This window comes from Streptomyces sp. NPDC059649 (assembly GCF_042734445.1).
In the GTDB taxonomy this organism is placed as follows: Bacteria; Actinomycetota; Actinomycetes; order Streptomycetales; family Streptomycetaceae; genus Streptomyces.
Genome location: NZ_JBHWDV010000001.1, coordinates 410,754 through 432,813 on the forward strand (window position 1 = coordinate 410,754; position 22,060 = coordinate 432,813).

General features: G+C 73.5%; 9 protein-coding genes and 1 pseudogene. All 10 read right to left on the reverse strand.

Annotated features, from left to right (window positions below):
- A pseudogene (locus ACFV1J_RS01815) lies at positions 1-1,888 on the reverse strand (hypothetical protein); the annotation flags it as partial.
- 139 nt (positions 1,889-2,027) lie between these two features.
- Positions 2,028-2,609: a hypothetical protein gene (locus tag ACFV1J_RS01820; protein ID WP_385855212.1), complete on the reverse strand. Its 582-nt coding sequence runs from the start codon at positions 2,607-2,609 to the stop codon at positions 2,028-2,030.
- Between the two features lie 6 nt (positions 2,610-2,615).
- Positions 2,616-2,900: a WXG100 family type VII secretion target gene (locus ACFV1J_RS01825; protein ID WP_385855213.1), complete on the reverse strand. Its 285-nt coding sequence runs from the start codon at positions 2,898-2,900 to the stop codon at positions 2,616-2,618.
- A gap of 39 nt (positions 2,901-2,939) precedes the next feature.
- Positions 2,940-3,281 (reverse strand): WXG100 family type VII secretion target, encoded by a 342-nt coding sequence (locus tag ACFV1J_RS01830; RefSeq protein ID WP_385855214.1) that lies wholly within the window; start codon positions 3,279-3,281, stop codon positions 2,940-2,942.
- 151 nt (positions 3,282-3,432) lie between these two features.
- Positions 3,433-6,792: a right-handed parallel beta-helix repeat-containing protein gene (locus tag ACFV1J_RS01835; protein ID WP_385855215.1), complete on the reverse strand. Its 3,360-nt coding sequence runs from the start codon at positions 6,790-6,792 to the stop codon at positions 3,433-3,435.
- Positions 6,789-9,803 carry a hypothetical protein gene (locus ACFV1J_RS01840; RefSeq protein WP_385855216.1) on the reverse strand — a complete coding sequence of 1,005 codons (3,015 nt, stop codon included), beginning with the start codon at positions 9,801-9,803 and terminating at the stop codon, positions 6,789-6,791. Before ACFV1J_RS01840 ends, ACFV1J_RS01835 begins: the two co-directional genes overlap by 4 nt.
- A gap of 4 nt (positions 9,804-9,807) precedes the next feature.
- Positions 9,808-11,148, reverse strand: coding sequence for a type VII secretion protein EccB (eccB, locus tag ACFV1J_RS01845; protein WP_385855217.1), 1,341 nt, complete (start codon positions 11,146-11,148; stop codon positions 9,808-9,810).
- A 13-nt stretch (positions 11,149-11,161) separates the two neighbouring features.
- A complete protein-coding gene (eccD, locus tag ACFV1J_RS01850; protein ID WP_385855218.1) occupies positions 11,162-12,556 on the reverse strand; it encodes a type VII secretion integral membrane protein EccD in 1,395 nt (464 codons plus the stop codon).
- Positions 12,557-12,671: 115 nt separating this feature from the next.
- Positions 12,672-16,670 carry a type VII secretion protein EccCa gene (gene eccCa, locus ACFV1J_RS01855; protein ID WP_385855219.1) on the reverse strand — a complete coding sequence of 1,333 codons (3,999 nt, stop codon included), beginning with the start codon at positions 16,668-16,670 and terminating at the stop codon, positions 12,672-12,674.
- A gap of 512 nt (positions 16,671-17,182) precedes the next feature.
- A complete protein-coding gene (locus ACFV1J_RS01860) occupies positions 17,183-22,027 on the reverse strand; it encodes an AAA family ATPase (protein WP_385855426.1) in 4,845 nt (1,614 codons plus the stop codon).
- Positions 22,028-22,060: the final 33 nt, after the last annotated feature.

Here is a 22,060-nt window from a genome sequence, read left to right on the forward strand (position 1 = left end):
CGGTCCAGGGTTCGGTGTGTTGGTCGAGGAGGCCGGAGGCGTCGCTGCGTTCGGGTGTGCCGTGGGGCGCGGACGCGCCGCCCATGCCGGGCATCATCGGCATGCCACCCGCACCGACGCCCGCGCCCGCGCCTGCGCCGACGCCGGTGCCTCCGGGGAAGGTCGCAGCGTCTGTTCCGAGGCTGGGTGCGTTCAGGCTGGTGTTCGGCAGCGAGGGTGTGGCAATTCCCTTGGGCAGACCGGACGTTGTCGATGTTCCGTGGGGGAAGCCGGCCGGAGTGGCGGTCCCCAGGCCGTCGCTCGCACCGGGGAACGCAGCTCCTGCGCCACCGACGCCGGTGCCCCCGGGGAAGGCCGCAGCGTCTTTCCCGAGGCTGGGTGCGTCCAGGCTGGTGTTGGGCAGCGACGGCGTGGCAAGTCCCTTGGGAAGACCGGAAGTCGTCGATGTTCCGTGGGGGAAGCCGGCCGGAGCGGCGGTCTCCAGACCGTCGCCCACACCACCGGGGAACCCGGTTCCTGCGCCGCCGACGCCGGTGTCGCCGGGGAAGTCCTGAACGGCGGGGACGTCGCCCCACTGCCCTCGGTCCCCGCTGAGCGGGCTGTTCAGCGGTAGGCCCGCCTCGTTGGTCTGCGTGCCGCCGGGGAAGGGCGCGACCGGCATCGACATCGGCATCGGCATCCCTCCCGGCCCCGTGCCGGTGCCGGTGCCGCCGGGGAAGGCGGCCGGATGGAGCGCCTCGTCCAACGCGGCCGCGGGTAGTGCGCTGTTGGGTCCGCCCGGGCCGTCTGCCCCATCACCCACGCCGGTGCCGCCGGGGAACGGAGCAGCACTGCCAGGCAACGGGGCGGCGCCACCAGGCAATGGGACGGCGCCACCAGGGAACGGGGCGGCGCCACCAGGGAACGGGGCCGCACCGTCAGGCAACGGTGCGGTACCACCGGGGAACGGAGCAGCACTGCCAGGCAACGGGGCGCCGCCACCAGGGAACGGAGCGGCACCGTCAGGCAACGCTGCACCGCCGCCAGGGAACGGCGCCGCAGCGCCGCCCCCCGGCAACGAAGGGGCGTTGAACGGCGCCGGGGCGGACGGGCTGGAGAACTGTGGGGCGGTCGGCGGGGTCACGTTCGGCAGCGCCCCCGGGGCCTTGATGGCCGGGGGCGAGCCCGGCATCTTGTCCGGGGTCGGCCCGTTCAAGGGGTTGTTGATGGTGTTGGGGGAGCGGACGGAGTCGATGGTGACCTGGTACTCGCTCACCAGGCTCTTGAGGACGGCCCGCATGTCGTTGGTCATCATCTCCACCAGCTTCGGGTTCTTGCTGATGGGGATGAGGCCGTTGCTCATGGGGTGCACGCCCATCTTGACGGCCTGGTTGGCGTACCAGTTGTCGATCTGCGCGATCTTGATCTGGGCGTTGCGGAGGTTGGCCGCATTGTCGGCCAGCTGCTGCGGCACCGAGTGTGCGGGAGCGGAGCCGGTCGGCGCCGCACCGCCGGAAAGGACCTCGGCGGTGGCCTTCACCTGTCGGGAGAAGGTGTTCATCATGTCCAGGAAGGCGTCGGCCGCGTCCCCCTTCCACGGGCCGTTCTCGCCGGCGAGTGCTTTCGCCTGCGCCTGGAGGCTTTCCGTGACCCCGGACAGCACCTGCTGAACCTGGTAGAAGGCGACGGCGGCGTTCTGTAGTGAGGCGGGGTCCGACACGGACGCGGCATGCTGCGCGTTGGCATCGCTGGAGACGCCGGCGGACATGCCGTTGATGGCCGCGGCTATCTGCTTCCAGTCCCATGTCTCGTAGTCCGATACCAACCCGGCACCGGTGCCCGGGTCACCGAAGACCGCGCCGTCGTCACCCTCGCGGAACCCGTTGCTGTTGTGGTCACGGCTGCCCATGTCGCTCTCGCGCTTTCCATCACGCCGCGGTACGCGGCCGGTTGCTCTCGGATGGGGGCCAGGGGCCGCCGTCGCGTCGCCTTGCGAGAGACGTGACGGCGGCCCGCCGGCCGTTGGGGTTACCTCGCGGGGGGAAGCGTCACTTTCCCCCGCCGCCGGCCCCGCCGGCGTCGTTCGACAGCGTGGTGAAGTCCCCCTTGGACGCCTGCATCGCGTTCTGCAGGTCCTTGGCGGACATCTTCCCCGCCTCCTCGACGGTGGTGTACTTCTGCGCCAGCTGCTTGATCCCGTCCCGCAGATCACCGAGGCCCTGGCCGAGGTCGGCCAGCACCTTGATGTACTGCTCCTTCAGCCCGGCGTCCGCGTTCGGCCCGTTGACTTTCGTCCGCACCTGGTTGGCGTGGTAGAAGGCGCCGGGGGCGACGCTGATGTGCTTCAGGGCGGCGGCTGCGTCCGCCGTGGGCTTGATCAGCTTGTCGATGTTGTCCGCGAACATCGTCATCGACGGCGTATCGACACGAGTGGCGCCCGCATGGTCACCCGACCCCGAAGGCACCGGGGGTGGGGTGAAGGCGTAGCTGTTGTCGAACGTCCCGTGCTGGCTCGGCACCGACGTGCTTCCGTCGTACCGCTGCGGTTCGTGTACCGCGGGGTGCTTCGGGGCGTCGTGCTGGACCCGGGGGCCGTCGGAGTGGATCACGGCACGCTTGGAATCGCTCATGGCAGATCACGCCCAGAGCTGAACGCCATGCCGTTCACCGTTCGAGTAGTACTCGTTGATCGTGCCGAGCATCTGCGCGGCGGTGGAGGCCTTCTGCGTCATGTCGGCGGCGGCCCGGTCCCACTGCGCCTTGACCTGGCTGTAGGTCTGCTGCGCATCGCTGGTCCATGCGCTGAGGTTGATCTTCGACTGGCTGTCGAGGTCGGCCAGCGCCTGGTTGATCCGCTGGGTGATGGCGTTCATCTCGCCGACGATGTACTCGACCTGGTCCATCTGGACGCTGTACGTCATGTGTGATTCCTTCGCGGTGTCGGGGTCGGTGGGGGTGACTCAGGAGGGGAAGCCGGGCAGGCCGACGGCGCCGGAGCCCATCGCCTGGGCGACCTGGTTCGCCTGCTGCTGCGTGTTCTCGTGGGTGTCCGCGTAGATATTGGTGTTCTGCCCCAGCTTCTCCAGCATGGTGCGCAGCGCCTGGTTGACCTGGGTGAAGTCGCTCAGCCACGCCTGCATGGCGCCCTGGTAGATGGTCGACGCCTGACCGGACCAGCTCGCCCGGAGGCCCTCGATCTGGCCGTCCATCTGGGCGTACGACGAGGTCGCCTCGTCCAGGGTGGTCTGGAAGGTGTGCTGGGCGGCGGTCATGCCCTGCAGTTCAACTGCGGTCAGGTTCACGGTGTGCTCCTTTCGGATACGGCGCCGGCCGAAGCCGTGGGTAGCGATACGTCCCCGTGCCGGGTCGGTACGCGCGCCGGGTGGATGGTGGCCGTCAGGCCGGCGGACGCCGGGCGGCGCGGGGCCGCCCTTGCGTCGGCGGTGGACGGTTTCATGCCCGCACCAGCGTTTCGGTCTGCTGATGCGGTGGTTCCGCGGGCCCGGCGGCGGCCGAGCCGGCCGCCGGGTCCGCGGGTTCGTGGTCCGGCGGCGCGCTGGGCGGTGCCGGAGGTCGGGGGAGGTCCGCGGCGGACACGGTCCGGCCGCGCGCGGTGGCGGCCAGCCGTTCCGCGAGCCGGTGGGCCTGGTAGGCGCCGCCGGACGGTGGCGAGGCGTCGAAGGAGGCGGCCAGGACGAGGGCCGCGTCGTCACCCAGGTGGAAGCCGAACCGTGACAGATGGCGCCGCGCGAGGTCAACGGTCTGCTCGGTGGTGTACGGATCGAGCCGGACGTACTCCGCGAACTCCTTGGCGACGTCCCGCCGTTCCCGCACCAGGTCCTTGAGCGGGGCGGCCGTCCCGCACAGCGCCAGCGCGGTGCCGCCGGGCTCGGCGGCGATCCGGGCCACCGCGTCGAGGACGGCGGTGCGCTCGGCCGGCGGGCGGCCCCCGAAGGCATCGTCCAGTTCGAGTACGAGCAGGCCGCCCTGCGCCTCCGTCCACTCGGCCGCCAGCCGGATGTGTGGCTGTTCGGCCCACCGGACGGGGATCGCGGACAGCGGCACGTCGTGGACGAACCCGGTGGACAGCAGGCCGAGTTCGGCAAGGCAGCGGGCGTAGTTCCGGGCCAGGGCGCGGCGTCCGCTTCCCCGGGGCCCTTCCAGTATCACGTGGGCCTGTGCGGAGACCGGCTGTGTGCGCTGCCGGTCCGTCCGGGCCAGCCTCTCCACCCTGGCGTGCAGCGCCGCCCGGGCCGCGCCGAGCCCGGTCATGGCGGTCAGCCGTTGTGGCCCGGCGGGGTGGTCGGCCGTCGCGGTGCTGCGGTCGGCGCCGGGAGGGGCCTGCTGGGTTGCGCCCGCGTCGGCCGGGACGGTCACCACGTCGATGCCGGTCAGGCGTGACAGTTCGCTGTCGTCCGTCGGCGGGTCCGCGGCGAGCCGGGAGGCCTGCTTGCTGATCATCTCTTCGAAGACCTGGCGCGCCACCCGGCCGTTGCCGAACGTGGCGCCCTTCGGCACCTTCTCGAAGTAACGGCCCAGTGCGTCAAGGGCACAGTCCGTGAGCTCGTAGTAGTGCTTGGCGCACAGGCCCCGCACGATCGTGATCAGTTCCTCCGGGCTGTAGTTGGGGAACTCCACGGTGCGGGCGAAACGCGAGGCCATACCCGGGTTGGACGCCAGGAACTGGTCCATCTGCTCCGAGTATCCGGCGACGATCACCACGATCTCGTCGCGGTGGTCCTCCATCAGCTTCATCAGCGTCTCGACGGCCTCCTGGCCGAAGTCCGGCCCCGTACCCCGGGACTGGTTCGTCAGGGTGTACGCCTCGTCGATGAACAGCACGCCGCCCAGGGCTCGTTGGAAGACGTCGGTGGTCTTGATGGCGGTGCCGCCGATGATCTGGGCGACCAGGTCCGCGCGGGCCACCTCGACGATGTGGCCCTGGCTGAGGATGCCGAGCTCCGCCAGCACCGCTCCGTACAGTCGGGCGACCGTGGTCTTTCCGGTGCCGGGCGGGCCGGCGAAGACCAGGTGCCGGCTCACCGGGGGCATCGGCAGGCCCATCTCCTGTCTGCGCTGGGCCATCTTGTTCAGATTGATCAGCCCGGTGACCTCGGCCTTGACGCTCTCCAGACCGACCAGCGCCTCCAGTTCCGCCAGCGGTCCGGTGCCCGCGTGCCGCTGCGGCGCGACCTCGGGGTCGGACGCGCCGGATATGGCGTCGGCGGTGTGGGCCGAGTGGTCTTCGCTCAGGTCACCGCGGGTCTCCACCCGTTCCACCGACACCTGGTCGGCGTTGAGCTGACGCACGGGCGTACCGCCGTTGTCGCGCAGCTCGCAGTCCTGGACCCGGACCGGCTCCTCGGTGTTGCAACGCACCCCGTCCCCGGCGTTGTCGAAGACCGTGCAGTTGGTCAGTTCGGCGCGCGCGGACGTCTGTACGTTGACGCCGTGGCCGCGGGCGCCGTTGATCCGGCAGCCGACCGCGGTCAGGGTGCCGCCACCGGTCACCCGCACGCCGTCGGTGTCGGAACCGGTGAACTCACTGTCGTGTGCGGTCAGTTGGCCTTCGGTGCCGATCACCGCCGAGCAGCCGGAGAACAGGCAGGACTCCGCCTCCGCGCGGGCGCCCGTCGCGAGGCTGAGGCCGGTGCCGCGGCGGGCGTCCAGCCGTACGCCGGTCAGCCGGGCCGTCGCCCCTTCGGCCAGCTCGATGCCCGCCGATCCGCCGACCGTGAGGTCCGCCTCGTCCAGGTCGAGCCGGGCCCGTGCCCCGCTCGCCCGTACCGCGGCACCGGAGCCCGCGTCGACCGTGAGGCGGTCGAGCCGGACGTCGCCGTCCGAGACCTGCACCGCGGTGTCGGTGGCCCCCCTGACGGTCAGATCGGTGCACTCGGCACTGCCGTCCGCCTCCACCAGTACGCCGACCGGAGTGTCCGTCACCGCGCAGCGCTCCAGCCGCGGCCGGGCGCCCGCCGCGGCGTGCACTCCGCTGTGCTTCGCGGAGGTGATCGAGCATTCGCTCAGCAGCGGGGCGCAGCCCGCGCCGATGTGCACGCCCTGCCCGCCCGACCCGGTGAACGAGCAGCGAGTCAGCCGGATCTCCGCGCCGCTGGTCAGATACGCGTCCAGCGCCGCACTGTTGGTGACCTGCAGCTCGCGCAGCTCGGCGCGGCCCTGCTGCTCCACCGCCAACGCGGGTTTGCCGCTGCCGTTGATCCGCGTCGACTCCACGACCGCCGAGCCCTGCCCGTTGACGCACACCCCGTTGCCGCGTGCGCGGTGCAGGTCGCAGTCGCGCACGGTGAGCCGGCCGTGCTCGGCGACGACCACCGCGGAGGAACCGATGTCCTGTATCTGCGAGTTCTCGATGGTGTTGCCGCCGGGAGAGGTCACGACGACGCCGGCACCCTGGGCATTGGTGACCCGGCAGTCGCGCAACGCCACCACGCCGTCCTGCCACGCGAGCACCGCTGCCCACGCCTCGCCGGACACCTGGCAGCCGTCGAGTGCGGCCTGCCCCCGCCGTACGTCGAGCACCGGCGCCTCGCGGTCCGTGCCGGACAGCAGCAGCCCCGACAACTGCACGGCCTCCGCGTCCAGTACGACGGTGCTGCCGGCGGAGGAGTGGATCTCCGCCGCGCCGCCCCCTTCGGCAGCCAGGGTGACGGGCCGCGTGATGCACAGGGCCTCGTCGTACCGGCCCGGCGCGATCGTGATGAGCGCGCCGTCGGTGGCCTCCGCCAGGGCATCGGTGATCGCCCGGTAGGCCCCCGGACGGTCGGGGGACACCAAGAGCACATGCCGGGTCACAGTTTTGCTCCTTCTCCAGGCCCGCTGTCACCGGGCCGCTGCCGCGGGGGTTCGCCGATCAGACCGGGGGCAGAACCGAAGGTCCTCCCCCGCCGCGCGCCCGGCCCGGCGCGCCGGGCGTCGGCCGGCGGGGCGCCGTCGCTCTCCCGCAGGACATCGGCGGAGCGTTCCAGGCCGTCCAGGGCGATCTCGTCGAGCGGCACCCGCTGCACGTCCACCCGCCCGTCCTCGGCGATCTCCGACGGCGACAACTCCCGCAGCAGCACCGGGCCGTCCGCGCCGTCGGACGGGCGCAGCACCTTGAACGCGGTGCCGGGCAGGAACACCACCCGGTGCGGCACGGGCGGGTCGATCAGGGCGGTGCGACGCGCGGTCATCGACCAGATGAGGAAGTCGGTGCCGTCCTCGGGCCCGGGATGCGGCGCGCTGTACGCCGTGCAGAACGCCCACTCCGTGACCAGCCGCCCCTCCCGGTACCACGAGCGCTCCGCCGGCGAGACCTTCGCCCGCAGCAGGGCCGCCCCGCGGTACGACGGCAGCCTGCGCAGCCCCGCGGCCACACAGCGGGCCAGGGGTACGTGCGGTCCCGCGGCGGCCGTACGGATCGCCGCGTCCACCGCCGCGCTGTCGCCCGACAGGTACAGGCGGACCGCGACGAGGTCGGTGAGCGCGTCGGAGGCCCCGCTGCGGCTGGCGCCGCGCAGCCCGGGCGACTCCGACATCACCCGGGAGACGGTGCCCGCAAGGGCGTTGAACTGTGCGCTGAAGGTGCGCCGCACCCACTCGCGCTCCCGCACCGTGTCGCGATCGGGCGGCACGACGCAGGCCGACGCCGTCGGCACCGGCTGGACGCACACGGCGTCCGGCACACCGGGGCCCTCAGCGGTGGGCTGCGGCTCACCGGGGCCGGGGATGCGGTCGGAACCGGGTGGTGCTTTCTCAGCGGCGCCGGGGCGGGCCGGCGCGGCGGGGGAGTCGGACTCCAGCCGGATGACCGGCGCCGCCGCGGGCTGCGGTTCCGGGGTGGGGACGGCGGGTGTGACCGCTGCTGACCCGGGCTCCGGGGTGGCCCCGGCCACGGGGGGCGCGGGCTCCGGGGTGGTGTTCCCGGGCGCCGCGGGTGCCGGCTCCGGGGTGGGGCCGGACGCTGGGGGCGCGGGCGCCGTTTCCGGCGCGGGCACGGCGGGGAACGGCGGTTCGTCCGGCCGCACCGGCGCGTCGCTGCCGGGCGCCCCGGCCGCGGCCACCGGACGCGAGGCCGGCACCGGGGGCGGCGCGGACGCCACCGCCGGTGGTGCGGGGGGTTCGGTGGGGGCCGGCGCCGGGACCACATGGCCCGGCGCGGAGGACACCGCAGTGGTGCCCGGGGGACCGGATGCGGTGGCTGCGGCGTCGGCACCGGCCGGCCGCGCGGATTCCGTCTGCGGCAGGCGGACCGACGGGGCGTCGGACTCCGTCCGGGCAGGCGGCTGCGCCGAAGCGGGCGGGAACGCCGGCCGGGGAGGAGCGGCGCTCACGGATGCGCGGCCCGGAGCGGTGGCCGGGTCGTCGGGATCGAAACGGGCGAGCAGCGGGGAAGCGGCGCCGCCGGTCCCGCGCGGGCCCGCGGACGCCGACCGCTCCTGGGGAGACGCGGACTCCGCCGCGCTCCACGGGGCCGCCTGCGCCGGACGGATCCGCCCGGCGGTCGGCTGCGCGCCCGTGGCCGCGGAGCCGTCGCCGGACCAGAGGTGTGCTTCGTCCGCGCTCTGGGTGGCCGTGCCGGGGGCGTCCGCGGGCAGGACCTTGAAGCTCTCACGGTTCGCCGGGTCCAGCCGCCACAGCACGTCCTCCGCGACCGCGCGCATCCGCTCCGCCGTCCGGGGCGTGCTGCGGTCGTACAGGATCGCCGCGAAGTCGGCCGACGCCGGGATACGGCGCACCGCGTCGCCGGCGGCCGGCTCGGCGGGCGGGCGTACCCACAGCCCGCTCTGCACCACTTCGAGGACCACGTCCGCGGCGTACTCGTAGACGTCGGCGCAGATCTCCCGCACCCCGGACACCGGGGCGCGCAGGCCGAAGAGCGCGGGCGGCGCGGGCTCGCCGCCGGTGCGGGGGAAGTACATCAGCTCGCTGGCGAACGGGCGGTGGCCGAGCGTGCCGTCGGGCCGCACCAGGGCCACCTCGGGGGCGTCCAGCCCGATCCGGGCCTGCACGGGCACGCCCGCGTACAGCACCACCTGTTGGCCCAGCACGTCCGCCAGTTCCTGTCCCAGGGCCTCGCCGCCCTCCCGCAGGGACACCGGCCCGAAGTGGAGGAACCGCACCCAGGGGCGCGCCGAGGGCGGCATCGTGTGCACGAACCGGGCGACGTCCGCCAGCGGCACCGGCGGCCCGCCGGGACTGCCGAGTACCGCCGTCAGGATGTCCGCATGGCTCGGCAGCCGGTCGACGAGCCACTGACGCTCGGCGGGGAACGCCGCACTGCGCGGGCTGCGCACCCACACCCCGCTCGGCACCGGCTCCACCACACCGTGACCGCTGGTCGCCCACGGCCGGTCGAAGGTGGCGAACTCCCAGCGCGGCTTCGGGAAACGCTGCGAGTCGCGCTCCGCCTCGCGTCCCGGCCGGAACCGCAGCCAGCCCGCCCCGTGGTCGTTGGGGATGAACAGACCGCCGCCGGCCGTCAGCAGCATCTCGCCGTCGGGGGCCAGCACCAACTGCCCGAGCCGGTCCGCGATCCGCTGCGCCGCCCGGCAGGACTCCTGCGGGGTGGCACGGCCGAAGACCAGACGGAGGCTGCCGGCGCGGCCGGCGAGCAGCCGGGCGATCGCGTCGGCCGCGTCGTCCAGCGCTCCGAAGGGCAGGTCCACCACGGCCAGCGTGTGCTGGGGATCGAGGGCGAGACCTGCGGCGAACGCGACCGCCTGCGGGTCGGGTTTGCCTTTCGGGTGGATCAGCAGGGCGTGGCCCGCGGCGCGGCACTGCATCGCGCCGCCGGCCGTACGGGTGGTTCCCAGGGCGATGGGCATCGGATCAGCTCCCCTTCACCGAGTGCGCCGCCGCGGCGGTGTCCAGCGCGGGCCCGTGTGGCAGGGCTGCCAGCAGGCTCTTCGGTACGGCCGTCGGCGATCCGCCGAGGCCGAGGGCCCCGGCGGCCTTGGAGTCGGCCAGCCGGTAGGCGATGCCCCGGTCGGTGACGAGGTACGACTGCGGGTTCGCCGCCCGCGCCAGGAGCTGGTCGCGGTCGACCGCCAGGACCCCGTGCGAGGGCGGCACGAGCACGGTGCGGCTGCCGGTGGCGGCCGGGCCGCGTTGGATGACCACCGCACTGGTCAGCTTGGTGCCGTGGGCCTCCTCCCGCAGGCAGACCGCCTGGCCGTCCCTGTGCACCGCCGGGGCGTCGAGGACGTCGGGCAGCCGGTGGGTGAGCGACTGGTCCGTCGAGACGGGAGCCGCGGCGATGTCGGTGGCGGAGACCTCACGCGGTGCCGCGGCCCCCGGCTTGGCGGCGAGCAGGGCCGACTCCGTGGGGCTGAGGGAGGCCACGCCGCCGCGGGTCATCACGTAGGAGCGCGTGGTGCCCGCCGCCGAGGTGGTGAACAACTGCCCCACGGTGACCGGCTTTCCGGCCACCCGGCCGGCCGGCTTGCCCGCGCCGGCGATGTCGGCGGCGCTCAGCGGGGCACCGGTCGGCACCGACGCGAGCCAGGCCGCCGGAGCGGCGAGCGGACGGTCGCCGTCCAGGCCGAGGGCGATGAGCGTGGCCTTGGAGGGCACCCGGTACTTGGTGCCGCCCCACAGCAGGTACAGGGTGCCGTCAGGTGCCGCCGTCAGTGCGTGTCGACCGGCCGGGAACGACGACACCGCCTTGCCGGGCCCGAAGGTGACGGCGAGGCCGCCGTCGAGGTCGGGGCGCAGGCACCGGGTCCAGGTCCCGGAGAGCAGTGCTGCTGCCGACGGGACGGTGTCGGGCGCGTCGGCGATGCCGACCGGCGAGCCGTGCGGCACCTTCGCGAGGGCCGTGGCCGACACCGTGACGACCTGCCTGCCCCTGCTGCGGGTCAGCAACAGGGCCGAGGCGTAGTTGCGGACCGGGCGGAGCGCGCCGCGGAGGTACAGGTAGCGGTTTCCGGTTTCCTTCTCCACGAGGACGGAACCGGGCCGCCGCCAGGCGTCGTTGGTGACGGGGGACAGCTTTCCGTAGATGGCGAACCCCGCGCACAGCAGGAGGACGATGCCGGCGCCGAAGAAGGTGCTCAGCGCGGCCCGCTTGGTCGGGCTCTCGCCCCGTCCGGGGTCGCCGCTGACGAGTGCGGTGGCCAGCCTGTCCATGGCGAACTGGTAGGCCTGCAGGTGGTCGCGTCGTGTCTGCACGGTCCGAGGCCCTTCAGCTGACCAGCGCGCGGATGGAGCTGTACACGTGCAGGGACTGCAGCAGCAGGGGCAGCAGGGCGATCGCGGTCGCCATCTCCAGGACGTCCCCGGCGTGTCCCCAGACCGGGAGCAACCGCCCGGTGGGCAGCCGCCATGCGGCCACCAGCAGCGCGGCCACCGCGGCGAGCAGCAGCGCCACGACCGCCACCCGGTCCCCCGTGCCGCCCGGCGCCATCCGGGTGAGGAGTACGGCGGTCACTCCGAGACCGCCGGCCACCACCGTGGGGGTCCGCTGGAGCGATCTGTTGAGGCCGCGGGAGCGCAGCAGGACGGCCACGGCGAAGGTCAGCGGAAGCACGGTGCCGATCCAGCCGCTCTCCCGCGCCATGTACCAGCAGCCCACCGCGTAGACGAGCGCCGAGGACAGGGTGAGCGTGTCGAGGTACGCGCTGGCGTGTCCGACCCGGCGCTCCACCCGCTCCTGCGGTTCGGGCTCGATGTCCTCCTGCAGTTCCTCGGCGCTGCGCGGCAGCCGGGGCACCCGCAGCCGAGCCAGGCGCAGGGTGAGCCGCGGCCCGAAGTGACCGAGCACGAACATCGCCACCGCCACCACCGCGGCCGCCTGCCCTCCGTGCCAGTGCACGGTGCCCATCAGACCGGTGCCGGCCGCCGCGGCCAGCGAGGTCAGCAGTACGGTGCCGGGCACCACCTGCCGCAGCGGCCGCAGGGCGACCAGGGCGGCGGCCAGTACGCCGGCGCACAAGGCGGCGGTGAGCACACCCGGCAGCCCGGGTGCGTACCCACCGTCGGATCCCTGACGAAACGTCAGGCCCGTCAGCGCGCCGAAGGCCATCGAGCCGAGGCCGGCCACCAGCACCGTGCCACGGTCCGCGCCGAGCCGTGCGGAGACCACGCATCCGACGCCCAGCAGGACGGCGATCACCGCCGCACCGATCGAGGTGCGCACACCCGGGCCGAAGCCCAGCAGGGCCGCGGCGAGCGCGGCCAACGTCAGCGCGGCGACGGCCAGGGCCAGGGCCCGGGTGAGCTGCGGACGCCAGTGGCCGGGCAGGGCGCTGACCGTCTGGGCGACGCCCTCGGCCAGGTCGTCGAAGTGAAGTGCGGGCAGGGGTGCTTCGGCGGGCCGGAGGTGGAGCACGTCCCCGTGCCGCAGGCCGAGCGTCGCCGGGGTGCCGTCGGGGTCGAGCGGCTCCTCGCCGAGCCGTTGCAGGACCCAGGGGGTGCCACGGTCGGCCCGATCGGCGGTCACATGCCCGATCAGCACCGGCAGCAGCGCGGCAACCGGCGTGGTGACCGGTACCGCCAGGTCGGCCTGTCCGCCGGGACCCGTGACGGTGACCCGGCAGACCTCGGGGGTGGCTGCGGAAACCGCGTGTGCTGACGTCATCAGGCTGCTCCTGCGGTGCTGCGGTGCCCCCGGAGCGGGGACAGGGGGGCGGTGCGGTCGCATCGGGTGCGGTCCGGGACGGGGGAACGCGTGACATGGGGTGCGGGCGCGGCGTTCACGGGCTCACCAGCCCGGTCTGGACGAGCTTGACCGACCGACGGGTGACGAGCTGGGCGCGGCCCGCGGGCAGCGTGCGCGGCTTGGCCTCGCCGAGGAACTTGCCCTCCTCCTTGGGGTAGGAGAACAGCAGCGCCGGGTTGCCCAGCTCCCACAGGCGGCGCAGCACGGGCTCCATCATCGAGCGCATCGCGCCGGAGGTACTGCGCGCGACCACCAGGTGCATGCCGATGTGCAGCCCTTGGGCGAGCAGCGGCACCAGCGGAGCCATCGGTGACGGCGCGCCGGGCGCACTGGTGAACAGGTCGTAGTCGTCGATGACCACGAACAACTGCGGCCCGTCCCACCAGTCGCGGCGGGCCAGTTGCTCGGGCGTGATGTCCGGCCCGGGCACGCGTTTGCCGACCGAGACCGCCGCGTTGCCGGCGAGCTGGGCGAGCGCGTCGCTGTCGACCACGTAGCCCACCCGGTACTCCTCGGGGACCGCGGTGAGCAGTCCGCGCCCGGGATCGGCCACCATGATGCGGGCTTCGTCGGGGGAGTAGCGGGACACCAGGGAACGGATCACCAGGCGCAGGGCATTGGTCTTGCCGGTCTCCCCGTCGCCGAAGACCATCAGGTGCGGGGTGTTGGAGAAGTCGTGCCACACCGGTTGCAGGCGCTGTTCGTCCCAGCCCAGGCAGACCCGGAGATCCCCCTCGGGCGCGGGCAACTGCTGCGCGGGCAGCCGGGTCGGCAGCAGCCGCACCCCAGGGGCCGAGCGGCCGGTCCAGAACGTGTCGATCTCCGCGACCGCCGCCTTGGTCGCGGCGGTGAGGTCCGCGGTCTCCCCGGAACCGTCCAGCCGCGGCAGGGCCGACAGGAAGTGGTGGCCGCCGGCCGTCAGGCCGCGGCCCGGCTGGTGCGGCACCGCCGCGGCGACCCGCGGGCCCACCTCCGACTCCAGTGCGTCGCCGAGCCGCAGTTCGAACTTGGTGCCCAGGAGGTCGCGCAGCCGAGGCCGGATCTCCGACCAGCGCACCGCCGACCCGATGACGTGGATCCCGAAGGACAGTCCGCGGGCCGCCATGTCGATGACGCGCGGTTCCAGGTCCTCGTACTCCTGGCGCAGCGTCCCCCAGCCGTCGACCACCAGGAAGACGTCGCCGTACGGATCGTCGATCTCACCCGCTGCCTTGAGGCTGCGGTAGGAGGCCATCGACTCCAGGCCCCGGGAGGTGAACTCCTGCTCACGGCTCTCGATGAGTTCCGTCAGCTCCGCGATGGTGCGCAGCACCCGGTCCCGCTCCAAGCGGGTGGCGACGGAACCGACGTGCGGGAGGCCCGCCGTCGACACCAGACCGCCGCCCCCGAAGTCCAGGCAGTAGACCTGGATCTCTTCCGGGGTGTGGGTCAGCGCCAGCGACAGGATCAGCGTGCGCAGCATCGTCGACTTGCCGGTCTGCGGGGCGCCCACCAGTCCGATGTGGCCGTCCGCGCCGGACAGGTCGGCGACCAGCAGCTCGCGCAGCTGCTCGTACGGCCGGTCCACGATGCCGATCGGCACCTTCAGCGAGCCCAGCGCGGGGTGGTCCGCCGCACTGATGCCGCGCACCGGGTCCGGGACGATGCCCGGCAGCAGCTCGTCCAGACTGGGCGACTCGGTCAGCGGCGGCAGCCAGACCTGACGGGCCGGCGGCCCGCTCTCCGCCAGCCGCTCGATCAGCACGTCCAGCAAGCTCTCCTCGCTGTGCTGCTCGCCACCGGAGACGGGTCCGGCGGGTTCGTCGGCCCGCCGCACATGGGTCAACTGCCCGCCTACCTCGGGGAGTTGATCGTCAGTGCGCTCCGACCGCAGCGCGCCCTGCCGTTCGAGGCCGAACAGGGTGACCTCCTGGGCGGCCTTGGCCTGCTGGGCGGAGGTATCGGCCTCGCCGACCGGTTCCGGCGCGGGACCGGAGACATAGGCGGCCTTGAAGCGGACCAGGTTGGTGGTGTCGACCTTGAGGAAGCCGTTGCCCGGCGCCGACGGCAGCTCATAAGCACTGGAGGCCCCGATCACGCTGCGGGACTCCATGGAGGAGAAGGTGCGCAGCGCGATGCGGTAGGAGAGATGGCCCTCGACCTTGTGGATGCGGCTTTCGTCAAGGCGTTGGGAGGCGAGCAACAGGTGGACGCCGAGGCTGCGGCCGAGCCGCCCGATGGAGACGAACAGGTCGACGAACTCCGGCTTGCTGGCGAGGAGTTCGGAGAACTCGTCGACGATGATCAAGAGCGACGGCAGCGGTGTGATGTCGGCCCCGGCGGCCCGTGCCTTCTCGTAGTCGAACAGCGAGGAGTGACCCGACTCGCGCAGCAGCTCCTGACGCCGGATCATCTCCCCGTTGATGGAGTCGCGCATCCGGTCGACCAGGTGGATCTCGTCGGCCAGGTTGGTGATCACTGCCGAGGTGTGCGGCAGCCGGTCCATGCCCAGGAACGTCGCGCCGCCCTTGAAGTCCACCAGCACCAGGTTGAGGACTTCGGAGGAGTGGGTGGCGACCAGACCCATCACCAGCGTGCGCAGCAGTTCGCTCTTCCCGGAGCCGGTCGCACCGATCAGCAGGCCGTGCGGGCCCATGCCGCCCTGCGCGGACTCCTTGATGTCCAGCTCGACGACCTCGCCCTCCTCGGTGACGCCCAGCGGCACCATCAGACGAGCCGCCTGGGCCTGCCGCGGGCGCCACTTGGCCGCCACGTCGAAGGTGCGCGGATCGCGGAGGCCGAGCAGCGCCGTCAGGTCGAAATCCGACTCCAACGGCCGGTCGACGAGGTCGACGCTGCCACTGGTCCGCAGCGGCGCCAGCGTACGGGCCAGCACCTCCGCCGACGTGCGACTGAGGCCGTCGGCCTCGGCGGCGACGGTGTCGTCTCCGGAGGGGAACTCCACCCGACCGGCGTGCGTGGCCAACCGCAGCACCTTCGGCCCGCCGGTCATCGCGCCGGTGGCATCCAGCAGGACGACGTTGCGCAGGCCGCCGTGCAGCAGCCGGGAGGTCTCAGGGAGGGCCACCCCCTGGGCGACGATCACCACGAACGGCTCGGCGACGCTGGGGGAGGCGTCCGGGTCGTGGTCCGGGCGGTCCCGTACGTCGGGGCCGAGCAGCTCCATCAAGGCATCGTGGTCGCCGGCCGCCAGCCGGACCGGGCCGGCGTCGTCCTCCTCGTGCGGATGCACGTTGTGCGGAAGCCACTTGATCCAGTCCCACTCGTCACGCGCCGACCCGGCCCCCAGTACGGCGATGCGCAGCTCGTCGGGGGAGTGCAGGACCGCGAGTTGGGCCACCACCGCGCGGAGCAGCGCCAGGGCGGGCTCGCCCGCACCGGCCAGCTCGACGCTGGTGAACCGGCGCAGCGCCACGGGTATCGGGAGCCGAGGCACCTTCTGGTGAGCCTTGGTGAACCGTCGCAGGGAGATGGCGGCCAGCGGCTCCAGGTCCTCCACCGGCCGGGTCTGCGGCGGCAGGAACTCCAGGGCCGCACGGCGCGTGCCCTGACCGATGCGCACCCGGGCGAAGTCCTCGTGGCTCGGCCGGCGTTCCCACAGCCGGGGGCCCAGCGCGAGGGCCGTCAGATCGCGCGGGTCGGGGTTGTCCCACAGCAGTCCGGCCCGCTGCTCCGCCGCGGCCTGCTGGGCCTGCCGGCGCTTCTGGGCCAGGTAGCGCAGGTAGTCCCGGCGTTCCGCCCGCATCCTGCGGCGCCGTTCGGCACCGGCCCGGCCGATCTGCGTCAAGGTCATGCTGACCATCGCGACGCCCATCATGCCGGTCATCAGGTACATCGACGGCCCGGCGCTCTGCATGGAGAACATCAGCACCATGGCGCCGGTGCCCAGCCCCATGGGCAGGTACATCAACGCGGATCCGAAGTCCGGGCTCGCCGGCTCACCCAGAACCGGCGGCTCCGCCAGCTCTATCTGGCCCTCGGGCATGGCGGGGCCCTCGGCGCGCGGTGCGCGCTTGGCGACCAGGGTGCTCAAGGGAGAGCTCCTTCCTGCGGAACTGTCGTCAACTGCCGGGGAACTAAGGGGAGTTGGGGGCGGGCGGCGGTTCTCCGCAGCGGCCCGCGGCCGGGAGTGGTGGCACCACATGTCCTCCGGGATTGCTTTCGGACGGTGGTGCCCCACAGCGCGCCGGCCAGTGGTGGATCAGCGCTGGTCGGCGAGGCGCGGATGGCGCGTTCCCGTCGTTTATACAAGCCGCCTGGCGCCCCGGAAGGCCCCGGAGATCCGATGTAGGGGAAAGTACGCTCACCTCCTCTGCGAGGGAGTTCACGCAGATCCGAGGGCCGGGCCGATGATCGTCCCCGCCCCTTGCCGGGCTGTTGAGGACGAGGGGGAGGGGCGCGATCCGGCCACCACGAAGTGACCACACGGTCACGGAAAGATAGGGACACGGGCGCACTCCGCCGGGACCCGGCACGTCTCCCCGCCGCCGACGCGCCCCAACGCGCGAGGGGCGCCAGGGGCCTACCGCGGCACGGAGGAGGACATCACGCCGGTCGCTTGCCACCGGTCCCGGCGAATTTCCTCACCAGCTCGACCCGCGACCGCACTCCCGTCCGGTGGTACAGCCGGGTCAACCGGACCTCGATGGCCTTCTCCGTGACGTGCATCGCGGTAGCCGCCTGGGCGTTGGTGGCGCCCACGGCGATCAGTGCGACCAACTCCCGGTCCCGGGGCGTCAGCGCGTCGGCGGGCCGGGCCGCCACCCCCGGGCCGCGCATCGTCCGTGCGGTGCGAGCCGGCCCTTCTCCCGCGCCCAGGTCCTCGAAGGACTGGTACGCGGAGCGCAGGAGGCCGTCGTCGCGGTCGTCGAGCCGCGCGGCGTACAGCTGTGCGCGGGCCAACGAGAAGCGGTCGTGCTGCCGCTCGGCGAGGTCCAGTGCCTGCTGCGCCGCGCGAGCGTCGCGCAGCAGCATGCTCCGGCGCAGCAGGCAGGAGAGGGTGGCGCGCGAGGCGCCGATCCGCTGGCTCACCCGCGCCAGACGATCCACCGAGTGCTCCGCGTCGGCGCGGTTGCCGCTCGCCGACTGCGCGTCCACCAAGCGGCTGAGCAGCAGATCACGGCCCGGCAGATAGCCCAGCCGGGCGCAGCGGTCCGCCGCCTCGCTCAGGGTGCGGGCCGCCGCCACGGGGTCCTGTGAAGCGAGCTGCCACCCGCCGCGCACCCACGCGACCAGATGCCCGAACATCTTGTCCCCCGGCAGGCTCCGGAGCCGCTCACCGGCTTCCTCCAGCCGGCCCCATCGCACGAGTACCTCCGCACCGAGTGCGGCCAGCACCTCGTTCACATAGGGATGGCCGTCCTCCGACGCCGCGTCCTCGTCGGCGGCCCGCAGCACGCTCGCCCAGTCCCCGGTGCGCAGTCCCGTCACCGCGGCGGACAACCGCACGAAGGCGGCCGGGGGCCGGCGCCGGGCCGCGGATCCGCCCGCATCGAGTGCGCGCTCCGCGGTGAGGATGTCTCCCCACCGTAGAGCGTCCCGGGCGGCGTGCAGTCGTCGCCGCGGCAGGGCGGGCGCGGCTGGGTGCGTGCGGCGCTCCAGGAGGGCGAACGCCGTGGCATCGGCACTGATCGCGGCAATCAGCCGTACCCCGGCCAGCACCGCTGCCCGGTGGTCGCGGTGCTCGGGGCGCCGCGCCCCGAGCACGCCGAGGGCCTGCCCGAATCGTTCCTGCAACAGCAGGATCCGTGCCTCGCGCAAACCCTGGACGACGCGTGCGGAGGGACCGGACGACCGGGAGCCGCCCTGCCTGGCATCCCCGCCCCGCTCCCCGGCGTCCGCCTGCGCCAGTTGCATCACCTCGTCGTGCTTGCCGAGCCGCATCAGCGCGTCGATCAGCACCGTACGGGCGGCCAGCCGGGCTTCCCGTGCGTCCTTCGGCAGCAGGGCCAGGGCATCGCGGGCAGCAGCCGCCGCGTCGGGGCACCGGCCGAGGCGGTACAGCGCCTGCGCGGACGTCACCGACGCGCTGCCCCGGACCGAGCGGTCCGCCGGGCGGGCGGCGAGCAGTACGGCGCACCAGCGTTCGGCCCGCCCGGGATCGGCCGCCACGATGCGGGCCGCAGCCCCGGCGAGCCGGTCGTGTCCGAAGGGCGCTCCAGCGCCGGCCAGATGCTCGGCGAGCCGTTCCTCGTCCACCGGCAGCGTGGCATCGAGCAGTTCCCCGGCGAGCGTCCGGTGTGCCGCGGCGACGGCAGCCGCATCCACGGACGCCGCCGGCGACTGTTCCGGAACCGGCTCCACGCACCGCAGCCCGCCGGCCGGGTCGACGGTCAGCGACCCCACCGCATACAGCCGTTCGGCCACCCCGTGCAAAGTGTCCAACGGCAGCTGCCACTCCCTCGCCACCCGTTCCGCCGCCGGCATCCGCAGCCCGGGCAGGGCGGCGAACAGCCGTGCGCAGGCGGTGTGTTGGGGTGTCCACGCCGGCAGCGGGTGACGCGGTGCGTCCGTCGCGTGCTGCGGCGGGCCCTTGACCCGATCGCCCTGCGGGCGGTACGGGCCGGGCCCGCGGTCGCCGGGGCCCGGAGGCGCGAGATCATGGAGCGCTCCGAGCACGCCCGGGTGGCCTTCCGTAAGGCCGTGGACGGCGGCTGCCGCCGCGTCGGTCGCCGCCTCGGCAACGGCACCGCCGACGGAGGCCGCGGGACTCCGGCCGGCTTCCTCCCCGGCCGTGGGGGAGAGGCTGAGCACCCTGGCGGGGCCGAGGAGGCGGCTGGCCCAGCGTCGGCCGGTGGCGACGACCACCAGGCGGAACTCCCCGTTCCTGGCCCGCTCCGCGAACACCGGCAGCATCGCCGAACTGTCCGCGTCCAAAGCATCGGCGTCGTCCACCAGAACAACGACCGGTCCGCGTCGGCAGGCGTCCTCAAGGGCGCCGAGCACCGAGTCCAGCATCGTGAGCCGGCCCCAGGAGCGGTCTGCCGGCGACGTCCGGTCACGAAGCGCATCGGCGGCGGCGAGGCCAGCACCGTGGTGCGGCGCCGGACGACTCCGCCCGGACAACTGGTCGAGGAGCAGGGAAGCCAGCCGGAACCGGCCGCCGTGGTGCGGCGTGCGCCCCGGGACGAACAGGGCCGTCGCATCCGCAGCGATCCGCCTGCGGGCCCGCGACAGCAGCCTGCTGCGGCCACTGCCCGGCGCTCCGGTCAGCACGGTGACGGCTTCCTCGCCCGAGGCCAGCCACTCGGCGACGTCCCCGGGCACGGCGGACGGAGCCAGGGCCGCGGGGATCTGCTCGGCGTACCGGACCGCCAGTTGAGCGCGCGAGCGGCTGTTCGTGCCCAGCAGCAGCCGGCTCACGCGCCGTTTGACATACGCCTCGTTCCGTAGCAGCAGGTCACCGACGGACGCGTTGGACAGGCCACAGGCGACGAACTCGGCCACCACCTGGTCGGCACGCTCAGCCGTGACGGCGGGCACCGGCCGGGCGCCGAGCCTCTTGAGGAGGCCTTCCGCGCGCAGCTCCCACAGCGTGGCGCCCAGTTCGCCGAACCCGCGCCGGGCCCCGGCCAGCAACTCCGGGTCGTCCGTCTCCCCGCCCACCATCAGCCGTGCCTGCGCCAGCGCGAACGGCGCGTGCGATTCCTCGGCGGCCCGCAGGTAGTCGCGGAGCAGAGGGCCGCCGGGCTTGTGGCCGCGGGCCCGGGCGAACGCGATCCGGGCGCCGAGCCACAGCGTGCGACGCAGCGCGCCGCCCGTGCTGCTGCCGCCGCCGTCGTTCTCCTCGACCGGACAGGCTGTCAGGGCGGCGAGCTCGGCGAGCACCCGGCTCGCCTCCCAGAACCGCCCGGCGGCGCACAGCGCTTGGAGGTAGCGACTGAGCACCAGCGGAAGGTGCCGGTCGCAACCGGTGCGCCGTTGCCATCGAGCCGTCTCGGCCAGCAGCGCGACCGCGGCGTCGACCCGGCCGAGGACCAGATCCACTCCGGCGCGGGCCCAATTCAGCAGGATCCGCGGAGCCTGCTGCGTCGTGGGGGACGGGCAGCCTTCCAGATGGCGCAGTGCCTGCAGCGGCCGGCCACGGTCGAGCTGCACCTGCGCGGCGAGCGCAGCCGCCTCCTCACCGGTGCACAACTCGTAGGCGCACCGGCCCAGGAGCCGGTCCGCGGCGGCCATGTCCAGCAGATCGTCCCAGTGGCCGCCGGTCCACGCCGTGCACGCCTCCCGGCCATCGGCGAGGAACCCGCCGTCCGGCGACCGGTCCGGATCGAAGGGCCTCGGCTCGGTGACGCCGACCGCCCGGAGCACGGCCGTGGCCTTGTGCGGATTCCCGGTCAGCGCGAGCAGTTCCGCCTGGATCAACCGGGCGGTTCCGCTGGTCGCCGGTGCGCCGCCGACGCGTTCCAGTTCGGCCAGCGCGGAGCCGACGCCGGCCGTCAGCAGGACGGCACGGGCACGGTGCGGGACCACCGCATCGGTGAGCCGGTACTCGGGGAGCGCCGCGATACGGGCCCACTGCCCGGTCCCGGCCCAGTACCGGACCGCTTCCAGGAGGATCGCCTCGCGCGATGGGTGGCGGTCGGTGAGTTCCAGGAGCTCACCGGCCAGCGCGCCGCGGTGTGCGGAGGCCGGTGACGACGGGGTGGCCGCGGAGCCCGTCAGACGGCTGCCCGTCACACGGCTGCCTGTCACACGGTCGCCCGCGACCTGGCCGGGAGCCGTAGCCGACGGGTCGGCGAACGGGTCGGCCAACGGGTCGGCGGCGCCGTCCAGCGGCTGGCCCAGCTCGGTGGCGCGGAGCGCCAGCTCCAGCAGGTCCCGGTTCAGTCCGTCACACCCGGGCGCATGGGCCCGCTCGGCGAGGTGTGCAGCCAGCATCCGCGACTGGAACCGAGCACGCTGCCACGGCGGCACCCGGGCCCACAGCGCGTCGCGGAGTGCGGGCGGCATCAACCGGACGGTGTCACCATTCCCGGCTGAGCGGTGTCCGGCTTCCGACAACGCCTGCTGTACGTAGTCGAATTGATGGAGAGTCAGGCGATTGGCCCGTGAGCGTGAGCCGGCCATCGCCAGGAGCCGGGCCAGCTCGCCGGCGCGCCCGGGCAGTTCGTCGACCCGCCCGAGCAGTTCGTCGACCCGGTCCACCAGAAAGTGGTCACCGGGCAGCGACAACCTCCGATCGGGAAGGAGCGCCGCGTACTCGCCGACCACCCGCAGCGCACCACGTTGCCGAGCGTCCGCCAGTACTCCGAGGACGGCCGCGGGGTTGCCGTCGGTGACTCGCTGTAGCTCCGCGGCGAGCCGGGGATCGGGCGCCAACCCGAGCACCTCGTGGGCAAGTCGGCCGGTGTCTTCCACACCCCGCGGGACGAGTGGGTGACGGGGCATGCGGGCGAGCAGATCGCCAAGTGCCCGGCTTCC